Raw genomic sequence first — 13,903 nt, forward strand, 5'->3', positions numbered from 1 at the left:
CATGACTCAACCGAACCAATCGTTAACGCAGAAGTCGCCTGCAATCGAAAACTTATCTTCTTTAAAAAATCAATTGATTGATACTCATCTCAATACCTTATTTGCTGAAGATTCAAAGCGTTTTAATCATTTTTCAGTTGAATATGATCAAATTGTTTTAGATTTTAGTAAACACCGTATCAATCAAAGCATAATAAATGGTTTAGTTAAATTAGCAGATGAGCGAAATTTAGGGCAATGGATTCAGAAATTATTTTCAACAGAGTTGATTAACTATACGGAGCAAAGAGCAGCAATGCATTGGGCATTGCGGCTGCCAAAGGATTCTAGTTTTCAACCCGAAATTACTGAACAAGTACATGTGCAACTTGATCGCATGTATGCCTTAGTAGAAAAGATTCATAGCGGTCAATTTCGTGGCGCTACTGGTGAGGTAATTCAAGATGTCGTGAATATTGGTGTTGGCGGTTCAGATTTGGGTCCACTAATGGTGACTCACGCGCTGTCTGATTTTAAAGTGCCAACTGCAAAACCTTTAGCTGTCCACTTTGTCTCTACGATGGATGGTAGCCAGTTATCTGAGCTTTTGCATCAATTGCGACCTGAAACAACGCTATTTATTATTTCATCGAAGTCTTTTGGCACAATTGATACGCTTTCTAATGCACAAACCGTACGTCAATGGCTTGAAAAGGCGTTAGGTTACAATGACAAAATTCTCAAGAATCATTTTATTGGGGTTTCAACTAAACCTGAAAAAATGACGGAATGGGGAATAGCAGCTGATAAACAATTGTTACTGTGGGATTGGGTTGGTGGTCGTTATTCTCTATGGTCTTGTATTGGGTTACCGATCGCATTAACGATCGGAATTCAGGGTTTTAAACAACTTCTAGCAGGGGCTCATGCGATAGATCAGCATTTCCAAACCACATCATTTGAACTGAATATCCCTGTTCTGATGGGTTTGTTAGGTGCGTGGAATAATAATTTTCTCGATATCCAAACACATGCTGTTTTGCCATATGATGGTCGGCTTAAATATTTTGCTGCCTATTTACAACAGCTTGAAATGGAGTCTAATGGTAAATCCATTCAACGGGATGGAGAAAAGGTTAGCTTAGCTACTTGCCCAATTGTATGGGGTGAAGTTGGACCCAATGCGCAGCACGCGTTCTATCAATTACTTCACCAAGGAACGCATAAAGTCAGTTGTGATTTTATCGCGCCTGTAAAACGTTATAATTCAAATCAATTTACTTATGCTGAAAATGCGGATGCCTTGATAGAGCAGCATCATTTGGCATTATCGAATTGTTTAGCCCAATCACGTCTGTTGGCTTTTGGGAACCAAGCACTTTCTCAAGATGAGTTAAATGAATTACCAAGATATAAACAATATGAAGGTAATCAACCAAGTTCAACGATTTTGTTAAAAGAGCTTAATCCATATAGTTTAGGGATGTTGATAGCAATGTATGAGCATAAGGTGTTCGTACAATCCATCTTATGGAATATCAATCCTTTTGATCAATGGGGGGTTGAGAAGGGGAAGGAAATTGCTAATCAACTATTACCAATTTTAAATCATGAGATCGATGATATTTCAACATTTGATGCTTCAACGCAGGGTTTACTCCGAATAATACTAGGAAAGATGAATGGCTAAAATATTAGTAACAGGTGGAGCAGGCTATATTGGTTCACACACTTGTGTAGAGTTACTGAATGCGGGTCACGATGTTATTGTTTTTGATAATTTGTCGAATAGCTCTGAAGAATCTCTAAGACGTGTGCAAAAGTTGGCGAATAGATCTTTAGTTTTTGTTCAAGGTGACATTCGTGATGCAAATGCTTTAGATCAGCTTTTTAAAAGTCATGAGATTGAGGCGGTGATTCATTTTGCAGGTTTGAAAGCCGTTGGGGAAAGTCAGGAAAAACCATTAATTTATTTTGACAATAATATTGCAGGTAGTATTCAGCTTGTTAAAGCTATGGAAAAAGCAGGTATATTTACTCTTGTATTTAGTTCATCAGCAACAGTTTATGATGAGATCAATATATCCCCTTTGAATGAGAATATGCCTACAGGTATACCTAGCAATAATTACGGCTATACGAAGCTCATAGTTGAGCAATTATTACAAAAATTATCCTTAGCTAATCCGAAGTGGTCAATCGCATTACTTCGTTATTTTAATCCTGTTGGTGCACATAAAAGTGGTCAAATTGGCGAAGACCCACAAGGTATTCCAAATAATTTAATGCCGTACGTCACTCAGGTTGCTGTAGGGCGTCGTGAAAAGTTATCAATTTATGGTAATGATTATGATACGGTAGATGGTACTGGTGTTCGAGATTATATCCATGTGGTGGACTTGGCGAATGCCCATCTATGCGCTCTAAATAATCGCCTGTCTAAACATGGCTGTCGTGTTTGGAATATTGGAACAGGAAATGGTTGTTCTGTTTTAGAAGTTAAAGATACTTTTGAAAAAGTAAATGGTGTGTCAGTTGCTTATGAGTTTACACCACGGCGTTCGGGTGATGTTGCAATATCATTTGCTGATAATACACGGGCAATTACGGAGCTTGGTTGGCAACCGCAATATACTTTGGAAGATATGCTCGCTGATAGTTGGCACTGGCAAAAGAAAAATCCAAATGGATATCAATAATTATCGTTTTGTAGAAACAGGGAGCAATAGCTCCCTATTTCTTAACTCTTCGCTTATCCTTGAATCAAATCTGTCAATTCATCCACATAATTTTGCATAGGTTGCGGATTTTTATCAGCACGACTTTCAATGTTTAAGCGCAGTAATGGTTCTGTATTCGATGCGCGGACATTCAAACGCCAGGCACCAAAATCAAGGCTAACACCATCAGTACGGTCTACTAATGGATTTTGGTCTGCATAATGATCAAAGATCTTTTGAACTGTCGCTTGAGTATCTGCCACTTTAAAATTGATTTCGCCGCTACAAGGGAATTTGGCAATCATATTTTCCACGAGTGTCGAGAGTGATTGTTCTGTTTCTGAGAGTAGAGCAATGGTGAGTAACCAAGGAATCATACCGCTATCACAATAAGCAAAGTCACGGAAATAATGATGTGCACTCATTTCCCCACCGTAAACAGCATTATGTTCACGCATCACATCTTTAATAAAAGCATGTCCAGATTTTGATTGAACTGCGATCCCTTGGTATTGCTCTACGATATCAAAGGTATTCCAAACTAGGCGTGGATCATGCACAATTTTTTCGCCAGATTGTTTGATTAAGAATGCTTGTGCCAATAAACCAACGATGTAGTAGCCTTCGATGAATTGACCTTTCTCATCGAATAGGAAGCAACGGTCAAAGTCACCATCCCATGCGATACCCATATCTGCATGGTGCGCAAGCACAGCATCACGGGTACTGTCACGGTTTTCAATTAAGATCGGATTCGGAATTCCATTAGGGAAAGTTCCATCGGCTTCATGATGAATTTTAATAAATTCAACAGGAATATTCAGTTGTTGGAATTTCTGCTCAATTGCATCAATGACATGGCCTGCTGCACCATTACCTGCATTTACCACCAGTTTGAGTGGTTTAATTTTCTGAGGATCGATGTAGGTTAATAGGTGATCAACAAACTCTGGCAAAATATTATAGTTTTCAGTTGTACCTTTTTGCTCAACTTCGGTAAAAGTACCTGATTCAGCGAGTGCTTGGATGTCTTTTAATCCCGTATCAGCACTGATTGGGCGTGCATTTTCACGTACCAATTTCATGCCGTTATAATCCATTGGATTATGGCTCGCCGTAACTTCAATGCCACCTTGGACATCAAGATGGAAAGCGCCGAAATAAACTTCTTCAGTACCCGTCATGCCTAAATCTAGAACATTGACACCTGCATCATTGAGACCACGAATGGTTGCTTGCTTTAAGCCTTCACTGCTCTGACGGATGTCACAACCAATCACCACTTTTTTAGGTTGATAGATTTGTCCGTATGCACGACCAATTTTATAGGCGATTTCTTCGTTCAGTTCGGTACCTAATTTTCCGCGAATATCATACGCTTTGAAGCAAGTCAGTTGAGTCATTTTGAAAAGTGCTGTTTGTTGTTTATTCATGTGTTACAGTATACAAAGACTGAGTTAGATTGAACATTGAATGATACAGATTTAATCATTTAGCACATTTATTCTTGGCTCTAGTTGTCGGATAAATTTTAGTTTTAATGACGCTGGTTTTGTAAAAATAAAAAAGGTTGTTTCACGTGAAACAACCATTTTTGATCCATAAAGTCTCCCTTTTAAAAGGGAGATGAGGAGCGAATATAGCTCCGCAAGGGGATGTTAAGCTGATTTTGCTAACACTTCAGCCATTGCTTTTGCAACTTTATAAATATTATTCATATTTAAACCTGCAACGCAGATACGACCACTACGAACAAGGTAAATTGCATATTCTTCACGTAAGGTGTCGACTTGCTCGCCTGTCAAACCTGTGTAGCTGAACATACCTTTTTGGTTTACAAGGTAGCTAAAGTCACGCTCAGGAAGTGCTTTCGTCAACTCATCTTTTAAGATACTACGCATTTTGATAATACGTTCGCGCATCTCTTTAACTTCGTTTTGCCATTGTTGATTAAGATCAGCATCATTTAATACTTGATCAACCAACCATGCACCCGTTGTTGGTGGGCTAGAATAGATACGACGGACCGTTGCTTTTAACTGACCGAATGTGCATTTTGCTGCTTCAGCATCGTCACATACGAAAGTTAAACCACCAACACGCTCACCATAAAGTGAGAAGATTTTAGAGAACGAGTTGCTTACGATGAAGTTCAGACCAGCTTGGTCTAAAGCACGAATCGCATAAGCATCTTGTTCCATGCTATCGCCAAAGCCTTGGTAAGCAATATCAAGGAATGGAATCAAGTTACGCTCTTTTAATGCTGCAATGACTTGATCCCACTGTGCTGGATTTAGATCCGCACCTGTCGGGTTATGGCAGCAAGGGTGTAACAATACGATGCTTTGCTCTGGCAAAGTTTTTAATGTCGATAACATACCATCAAAATCAACACCACGAGTTTCTGCATCGAAGTAAGGATAGTAGTTGCTCTTGATGCCAGCACCGTTGAAGATCGCAACATGGTTATCCCACGTTGGTTGGCTCACCCACACTTCTGAATTTGGGAAATAAGTTTTTAAGAAATCTGCACCAACTTTTAATGCACCTGAACCACCCAATGTTTGGATGGTAGCAACACGACCTTGTTGAATTGCAGGGCTATTTGCACCAAACAATAACGCTTGAATCGCATCACGGTAAGGTTTAAAACCTTCCATTGGTAGATAAAGTTTGGTTTGAGTATTTTTAGGTGCAATACGTTTTTGAGCTTCGATAATAGTTTCGAGCTGTGGAACGATACTGTCTTCGTTGTAGTACAAACCAATACTTAAATTAACCTTTTCAGCGCGTGGATCAGCGTTGAACTGTTCCATTAAAGAGAGAATTGGGTCGCCTGCATAAGGTGGGATATGTTGAAACATTAACAATGTCCTTTTATTCAACAAGGTGCATGGATGTGTCTTGCGGAGCATGACTCCAGATGCCCAATAATGTACCAATAAAGCGCCTATGAAGCACGCTGTTATTTACATTTCTGGTGCAGTATTTACTTACAAAAATTCGTAGAAAATCGATCGATTATAAGGATTGTCTACAATCAAGCTGTCATACCATGGTCGTAGCATACGTAATATAAATAATGGAAAAATGCCTTGAATCAATCGAAATAAAATACTTAAATTTTAGTAAGAGTATGTTTTATATGTAATTATTATATATTTTTAGTACCTTTTTTAGAACATTCTATTGTGAGGCAATCGAATAATATTGACTGGATCATTCTATTTTATTGTCGACAATCCTATTGCATTTTTTCTTCTATCTCGTTATAAAATCATAAAAACTGTAGAGATTGTCGACAATATGCAAGATACCCTTGTTCCTCAAGCCATCAGCACGAGTCAGAGTATTACTCTGACGGAACACGTATTTAAGCAAATTCAATCAGCAATCGTATTAGGACAAATTCCTGCGGGTAGTAAGATTTCTGAACCTGAGTTGGCACGTATTTATGGGATCAGTCGAGGTCCTCTGCGTGAAGCGATTCATCGTCTAGAAGGCCAGCGATTGGTTGAGCGTACCGCCCATGTTGGTGCGCGAGTTGTTTCTCTTTCTCTACAACAATTTAAAGAACTTTACCAAATTCGTGCTTCACTTGAAGGCTTAGCTTGTAAGTTGGCTGCACAGCATATTGATAAAAAACAAATCTTAGCATTGCGTGATGTGTTACGAATGCATGCTGAAGATGAAAACTTTAAAGCAGGTAAGGGTTATTACCTACAAGAAGGTCAAGACGATTTCCATTACTGCATTATCAAAAGCAGTGGCAATAAAACCTTAGAAAAAATGTTATGTGATGAGCTGTATCACCTCATCCGTATGTACCGAATTCAGTTTTCAAATACCCCAAATCGACCGAGCAAAGCTTGGGACGAACATATCCGCATTTTAGATGCGATTGCAGAAGGTGACGGTGAACTTGCCGAAATGCTCATGCATCGTCACATCAATGCATCCTACAAAATTGTTGAGCAAACATTGCTGCAAACCCAAGGAGAACATCAACATGGCTAAATCTGCTGGTCAGCTATTCCGCGACGCGGTCGCAAATGAAAAACCATTACAAGTGGTGGGTGCGATCAACGCCAATCATGCATTGTTAGCAAAACGTGCAGGCTATAAAGCAATTTATTTGTCAGGTGGTGGTGTTGCCGCAGGTTCGTTAGGTTTACCTGATTTAGGGATTAGTAACCTTGATGATGTATTGACGGATGTACGCCGTATTACTGATGTCTGTGATCTCCCATTATTGGTGGATGTAGACACGGGTTTTGGTGCATCTGCATTTAACATTGCACGTACCACTAAATCAATGATTAAGTTCGGCGCAGCAGCAATGCACATCGAAGACCAAGTGGGTGCAAAGCGTTGTGGTCACCGTCCGAACAAAGCAATCGTGACCCAACAAGAAATGGTTGATCGTATTAAAGCTGCGGTTGATGCTCGTACCGATGAAAGCTTTGTGATTATGGCGCGTACTGATGCACTTGCAGTTGAAGGCTTACAAGCAGCAATTGATCGTGCAGGTGCGTATATCGAAGCAGGTGCGGATATGTTATTCCCTGAAGCGATCACTGAATTGGCGATGTACAAGCAATTTGCTGACCTGACTAAAGTTCCAGTATTAGCAAACATTACTGAATTTGGTTCTACACCATTATTCACGACTGAAGAGTTGGCTTCTGCGGATGTGAGCATTGCGTTATACCCACTCTCAGCATTCCGTGCGATGAACAAAGCAGCAGAAAATGTGTATGTGACTTTGCGTCAAGAAGGCACACAGAAGAACGTTGTTGACACCATGCAAACCCGTCAAGAATTGTATGACCGCATTAACTACCATGCGTTTGAACAATACCTAGATGGAACTTTTGTGAAGAATAAATAAGAAATCCCCCTAAATCCCCCTTTGTAAAGGGGGACTTCCCTCCCTTTGGAAAAGGAGGTGAGGAGCGGTTGTAGCTCCGCAAGTGGGATTTTTGTATTAACCCAAAGATATAAAAAAGGACAATCTTATGAGCAGTAATGAAACTCCAACAGGCTTCAAGCCAAAAAAATCAGTTGCGTTAAGTGGTCAAGTTGCAGGTAACACAGCACTTTGTACAGTGGGTCGTAGTGGTAATGACTTGCACTATCGTGGTTATGACATTCTTGACCTTGCAGTGGGTAGCGAATTTGAAGAAGTTGCGCACTTGCTTGTACATGGCAAACTGCCAAACAAAGCTGAGTTGAAAGCCTATAAAGCAAAATTAAAAGCATTGCGTGGCTTACCAGCCGCATTGAAAACTGCACTTGAGCAGTTACCACCATCTGCACACCCAATGGACGTGATGCGTACGGGCGTTTCAGTTTTAGGTTGTTTAACGCCTGAACATGAAGACCACAATGAAGCAGGTGCAAAAGACATCGCTGATAAATTGATGGCAAGCTTGGGTTCAATGTTGTTGTATTGGTACCACTTCAGCAACAACGGTCGTCGTATCGAAGTTGAAACGAATGATGACTCAATCGCTGCTCATTTCCTCCATTTACTTCATGGCGAAGCGCCATCTGAAGAATGGATTCAAGCCATGCATACGTCTTTGATTCTGTATGCTGAGCATGAATTCAACGCTTCTACATTTACTTCACGTGTTGTTGCAGGTACAGGTTCAGACATGTACTCAGCAATTACAGGTGGTATTGGTGCGTTGCGTGGTCCAAAACATGGTGGTGCGAACGAAGTTGCATTCGTGATTCAACAACGTTATGACAACGCTGATGAAGCAGAAGCAGACATCCGTAGCCGTGTAGAGAAAAAAGAAGTGATCATTGGCTTTGGTCACCCTGTTTATACCATCTCTGATCCACGTAACGAAGTAATCAAGAAAGTGGCGCGTGATCTTGCAGAAGCGCAAGAGAACACCAAAATGTACCTCATTGCTGAACGTTTAGAAGCAGTGATGAAAGAAGTGAAGAACATGTTCCCGAACCTCGACTGGTTCAGCGCGGTGAGCTATCACTTGATGGGTGTTCCAACAGCAATGTTCACTCCATTATTCGTGATTGCACGTACAGCAGGTTGGTCAGCACACGTGATTGAACAACGTCAAGACGGCAAGATCATTCGTCCAAGCGCGAACTATACTGGCCCTGAAAACTTAGAATTTAAACCATTGGCGGAGCGTGGTTAATGACAAATCAATACCGTAAACCGCTGGCAGGTACCCAGCTCGAATACTATGACGTGCGTCAAGCCGTTGAAGATATTCAGCCAGGCGCATATGAAACTTTGCCATACACATCTAAAGTGTTGGCAGAGCAGCTTGTACGTAAAGCTGATGCAGAAAATTTAACGGCCTATTTAACGCAATTGATCGAACGCCGTCAGGACTTGGATTTTCCTTGGTATCCTGCGCGCGTGGTGTGTCATGACATTTTGGGTCAAACAGCACTCGTCGACCTTGCAGGCTTGCGTGATGCGATTGCTGAAAAAGGTGGTGACCCATCTAAAGTCAATCCAGTGGTGCCAACGCAGTTGATCGTTGATCACTCTTTGGCAGTTGAATTTGGTGGCTTTGATCCTGACGCGTTTGAGAAAAACCGTGCAATTGAAGATCGTCGCAACGAAGACCGTTTCCACTTTATTGAGTGGACCAAAACCGCATTTAAAAATGTCGACGTGATCCCTGCGGGTAACGGCATCATGCACCAGATCAACTTGGAGAAAATGTCTCCAGTGATCCAAAATCGTGATGGCTTAGCGTTCCCAGACACATGTGTAGGTACAGACTCACATACGCCACATACGGATGCACTTGGTGTGATCTCAGTGGGTGTGGGTGGTTTAGAAGCTGAAAACGTGATGTTGGGTCGTGCATCTTGGATGCGTCTTCCAGACATTATCGGTGTTGAGCTTGTCGGTCAGCGTCAAGCAGGCATCACAGCTACTGATATCGTATTGGCACTCACTGAATTCTTACGTAAAGAACGTGTGGTTGGTGCATACCTTGAGTTCTTCGGTGAAGGCGCAGACACCATGTCGATTGGTGACCGTGCAACCATCTCGAACATGACACCTGAATACGGTGCAACGGCTGCGATGTTCTACATCGACCAAAACACGATTGATTATTTACGCCTGACAGGTCGTGAAGATGCACAAGTGGCATTGGTTGAGCAATACGCAAAAGAAATCGGTCTTTGGGCATCGGATATGACCAAAGCGCAGTACCCACGTGTACTTCGTTTCGATCTTTCAACAGTGACTCGTAACATTGCAGGTCCATCAAACCCACATGCACGTGTATCTACTGCTGACTTGAAAGAAAAAGGTATTGCAGGTGTTGTTGAAAACCGTACGGATGGTTTAATGCCTGATGGCGCGATCATCATTGCTGCGATCACGTCTTGTACCAATACTTCAAACCCACGTAACACTGTGGCGGCAGGTCTATTGGCACGTAAAGCCAATGAACTTGGTTTAGTGCGTAAACCTTGGGTGAAATCTTCATTTGCACCAGGTTCTAAAGCGGCTGCACTTTATCTTGAAGAAGCTGGCGTACTCAAAGACCTAGAGAAACTTGGTTTTGGTATCGTGGCGTATGCATGTACTACGTGTAATGGTATGTCAGGTGCGCTTGATCCAATGATTCAACAAGAAATCATTGACCGTGATTTGTATGCGACAGCGGTACTTTCGGGTAACCGTAACTTCGATGGTCGTATCCATCCTTATGCAAAACAAGCGTTCTTGGCATCGCCTCCACTTGTGGTAGCGTATGCGATTGCAGGGACAATTCGTTTTGACATCGAAAAAGATTCATTGGGTACAGACAAAGACGGTAATCCAATTTACCTGAAAGATATCTGGCCATCTGATGCTGAAATCGATGCACTGGTAAAAGAAGCTGTGAAGCCTGAACAATTCCGCAAAGTCTACATTCCAATGTTTGACCTCGGTGAAGTTGAGCAAGCGGAAAGCCCACTTTACGACTGGCGTCCAATGAGTACTTACATCCGTCGTCCGCCGTATTGGGAAGGGGCGTTGGCTGCACCACGTACGTTGACCAACATGCGTCCGCTTGCAATTTTGGGTGATAACATCACGACTGACCATTTATCGCCTTCCAATGCGATCATGATGGATTCGGCTGCGGGTGAATACCTACACAAAATGGGCGTACCTGAAGAAGACTTCAACTCATACGCGACACATCGTGGTGACCATTTGACAGCACAACGTGCAACATTTGCCAACCCGAAATTGTTTAATGAAATGGTGGTTCGTTCTGACGGCACGATTAAACAAGGTTCAAAAGCGCGTGTAGAGCCTGAAGGCGAAGTGATGCGTATGTGGGAAGCGATTGAAACTTACATGAACCGTAAGCAACCGTTGATCATTGTTGCAGGTGCGGATTATGGTCAAGGTTCAAGCCGTGACTGGGCAGCGAAAGGTGTTCGTCTTGCAGGTGTTGAAGCGATCGTAGCTGAAGGCTTTGAGCGTATTCACCGTACTAACTTAGTGGGTATGGGCGTGTTACCGCTTGAGTTTAAACCAGGTGTGAACCGTAAAACGTTGAAGTTAGATGGTACTGAGTTGTATAGCGTGATTGGTAATATCTCACCGCGTTCGACTTTGACTTTAGTGATTGAGCGTTCAACTGCTGATGGTAAAGAAGAAATTCTTGAAGTGCCTGTAACTTGCCGCTTAGATACAGAAGAAGAAGTTTCTGTATATGAAGCGGGTGGTGTATTACAGCGCTTTGCACAAGACTTTTTAGAAGGTCAGGTGGCTTAAGACTTTAGCTAAAAGTAATTGATATTGTTTAAAAAAGACCCTATCTTGATGATGGGGTTTTTTACATCAGTTTTTTATGAAAAATATGTTCAAACAATATGATTATTTTTATACGCCTGAGCAATATAAAAATATTTGGGAAAATGCATTATTTGTATTTGATACAAATACATTATTAAATTTATATCGTTATCAAGAAGAAACTAAAAATGAATTTTTACAAGTCCTTGATAAGATTTCAAATAGAATATGGATACCACACCATGTAGCTTTAGAGTTTCAGCGTAATAGGTTAATAGTTATATGCGAACAAAAAGAACTTTTTTCAAAAACTAAAAAAGCCTTAGGTATCGCTTCAAAAACATTAAGTGCAGAATTGGAGAAATTAAAACTTAATAAGAGGCATTCTCTGATAAAAGTAGATGATTTTAATAGAGATATTAATGAGTTGTTTACAAAATTTGAAGGTGAATTAGATACTTTAAAGTCTAGTCAACAGCACTTATCCAAAGCTGATAGTTTAAAGGAGAGATTAGAGTCATTATTTGAATTAAAAGTAGGTAATGCACCAAAAGATCAGAAAGAGGTAGATGATCTATATAAAGAGGCTGAAAATAGATATAAAAATAAGATTCCACCAGGTTATTTAGATAATGATAAAAATGATATATGCGTAGATTCAAATTTAATATATAAGAAGAAGTATGGGGATTTTTTAGTTTGGCGACAACTTCTAAGTTACACTAGAGAAAATGAGATAAAACAAGTAGTTTTTATAACAAATGACTTAAAAGAAGATTGGTGGAGTAAGTTTGATGCTTCTGGGGAAAAATTTAATCAGCCTAGACCTGAATTAATAGATGAGGCTCTACATGTTGGTGGTATAGATGATTTCATTATGTATGATTCTGAAAAGTTTCTAAGTTCCTCTTTACATTATTTGAATGTTGAGGTTTCAGATAATGCAGTTCAAGAGGTTAGAGATACGATTGAAATGTATAATAAGGATATGGAAAAATCTAATTTTGATAAAATGAAAGAGGAAAGACATTTAAGTTTTGAGAAATTAAAGCAAAAAATAGCCTTAGAAAAAGTTAAAGAATTTCAAAGTAAAATAAATTATCTAATTTATAGAAATGGAGGAATTGCTGAATTTCCAACGGATGTTCTTACTTGCCCAGAATGCGGTCTAGATACAATGATTTTTGATGAGTCGAGTTCTACAGGTTATAAATGTACTTATTGTAAAAATGAAGAGTCTGATGAAATAGAGATTCAGTGCACCATGTGTGGCTCAATGTGGCCTAATTCAGAAATTGCTCATATTGAATGGACAGATGAAGGTCATATTGAAAAAGTGTGTCCTTTTTGTAGACACGATCCTGATTATGTTGGGGATGATTGAATCTTTGTTGGGTATGTAGTTATTCATTATGATTTGCCCCTAAGCCATCACTACTCGTCAGAAAGGTCAATAAATAATCAAAACTATCACGCTATAGTATATGAACCATTTCTAAAATCTATGGAGAACAAAGATGGTTACTGCTGGCGAAAGACCTGGAACTGGCTTCTATTTTTGTGTCCAATGCGGACATCGCACCTATTTAGAAATTGGTACTGATCGTTTACCTCCGTGTACCAAATGCCTTGGCAATCAATTCAACAGTAAGAATGCCTAAGCCGCAAACACCAAACAGTTACCCACTGTTTTGATGAAAGCCCTGTCACTCGATAGGGCTTTTTTGTTACTGTAAAATATGAAATAACAAGATAGCTATATCTGACAAAAATAAGGAAAACCCAGATGGAGACAATTTTAGGACTTTGTATCGGCGTAGGATTAAGCGCTGCCTGTGGTTTTCGTGTCTTTGTTCCTTTATTGGTGATGAGCATTGCAACCCTGATGGGCTGGTATGAACCTGCAAAAGGTTTTGAATGGTTAGCGATCCCTGCTGTATGCGCTGCACTTGGATTTGCAACCATCTGTGAGATCGCAGCTTACTATGTGCCGTGGATCGATAATCTCTTGGATACTATCGCCACGCCTGCCGCAGTCGTTGCTGGTACACTCAGTACGATGGCGGTCAGTAATGGAGAAATGTCACAGTTCGCCACTTGGGCGGCTGCGATTATTATCGGTGGTGGAACGGCAGGCGCGGTGCAAATGAGTACCGTAGCGGCACGTGGCGTTTCAACAGCAACCACAGGTGGCCTCGGTAATTTTGTAGTGGCAACAGGTGAGTTGATTGGCTCAATTGTCTTGTCGATCTTGGCATTTGTAATGCCAGTCGTGATTACGGTATTGGTGATTATTCTTGTGGTTGTAGTGGTACGTTGGATACATAAAAAGAGAAAAAATCAGATCAATCCGTCGGCGTGTTAATAACACTCGAAAAATCATAAGGAAGCGAGTAAATTA

11 protein-coding genes are annotated in these 13,903 nt (G+C 40.7%); 9 read left to right on the forward strand and 2 right to left on the reverse strand.

Annotation, left to right across the window (positions count from 1 at the left end; genetic code table 11):
* Position 1: 1 nt before the first annotated feature.
* Positions 2–1,669, forward strand: a complete 1,668-nt coding sequence (gene pgi, locus F948_RS15340; protein ID WP_004966976.1) for a glucose-6-phosphate isomerase — start codon at positions 2–4, stop codon at positions 1,667–1,669.
* Positions 1,662–2,678: a UDP-glucose 4-epimerase GalE gene (gene galE / locus F948_RS15345; protein ID WP_004966977.1), complete on the forward strand. Its 1,017-nt coding sequence runs from the start codon at positions 1,662–1,664 to the stop codon at positions 2,676–2,678. Before pgi ends, galE begins: the two co-directional genes overlap by 8 nt.
* A 53-nt stretch (positions 2,679–2,731) precedes the next feature.
* Here the strand turns inward: galE and F948_RS15350 are convergent, their stop codons facing one another.
* The gene (locus tag F948_RS15350; RefSeq protein ID WP_026057367.1) at positions 2,732–4,102 is read right to left on the reverse strand and encodes a phosphohexomutase domain-containing protein; all 1,371 of its coding nucleotides are present in this window, start codon (positions 4,100–4,102) and stop codon (positions 2,732–2,734) included.
* Positions 4,103–4,357: 255 nt separating this feature from the next.
* Positions 4,358–5,563 (reverse strand): amino acid aminotransferase, encoded by a 1,206-nt coding sequence (locus F948_RS15355; protein WP_004966980.1) that lies wholly within the window; start codon positions 5,561–5,563, stop codon positions 4,358–4,360.
* A gap of 442 nt (positions 5,564–6,005) precedes the next feature.
* Between F948_RS15355 and F948_RS15360 the strand changes: the two genes are divergently transcribed.
* The 7 genes from F948_RS15360 to F948_RS15385 all read left to right on the forward strand — a co-directional run bounded on the left by F948_RS15360 (position 6,006) and on the right by F948_RS15385 (position 13,867).
* Positions 6,006–6,716, forward strand: a complete 711-nt coding sequence (locus F948_RS15360; protein WP_004956801.1) for a GntR family transcriptional regulator — start codon at positions 6,006–6,008, stop codon at positions 6,714–6,716.
* Positions 6,709–7,590 carry a methylisocitrate lyase gene (gene prpB, locus F948_RS15365; RefSeq protein WP_004966981.1) on the forward strand — a complete coding sequence of 294 codons (882 nt, stop codon included), beginning with the start codon at positions 6,709–6,711 and terminating at the stop codon, positions 7,588–7,590. The genes F948_RS15360 and prpB overlap by 8 nt, the downstream gene beginning before the upstream one ends.
* Positions 7,591–7,717: 127 nt before the next feature.
* Positions 7,718–8,875 (forward strand): bifunctional 2-methylcitrate synthase/citrate synthase, encoded by a 1,158-nt coding sequence (prpC, locus tag F948_RS15370; RefSeq protein WP_004966984.1) that lies wholly within the window; start codon positions 7,718–7,720, stop codon positions 8,873–8,875.
* Complete coding sequence (acnD, locus tag F948_RS15375; RefSeq protein WP_004966985.1) at positions 8,875–11,481, forward strand: Fe/S-dependent 2-methylisocitrate dehydratase AcnD; 2,607 nt, start codon at positions 8,875–8,877, stop codon at positions 11,479–11,481. Before prpC ends, acnD begins: the two co-directional genes overlap by 1 nt.
* Positions 11,482–11,566: 85 nt before the next feature.
* Positions 11,567–12,886, forward strand: a complete 1,320-nt coding sequence (locus F948_RS15380; protein WP_228128844.1) for a PIN-like domain-containing protein — start codon at positions 11,567–11,569, stop codon at positions 12,884–12,886.
* 133 nt (positions 12,887–13,019) lie between these two features.
* A complete protein-coding gene (locus F948_RS16270; protein ID WP_004665293.1) occupies positions 13,020–13,163 on the forward strand; it encodes a zinc ribbon-containing protein in 144 nt (47 codons plus the stop codon).
* A 125-nt stretch (positions 13,164–13,288) separates the two neighbouring features.
* Positions 13,289–13,867, forward strand: coding sequence for a DUF4126 domain-containing protein (locus F948_RS15385; RefSeq protein WP_004966987.1), 579 nt, complete (start codon positions 13,289–13,291; stop codon positions 13,865–13,867).
* The last annotated feature ends 36 nt before the right edge of the window (positions 13,868–13,903 follow it).

Origin of the sequence: Acinetobacter junii CIP 64.5 (genome assembly GCF_000368765.1) — a bacterium.
In the GTDB taxonomy this organism is placed as follows: Bacteria; Pseudomonadota; Gammaproteobacteria; order Pseudomonadales; family Moraxellaceae; genus Acinetobacter; species Acinetobacter junii.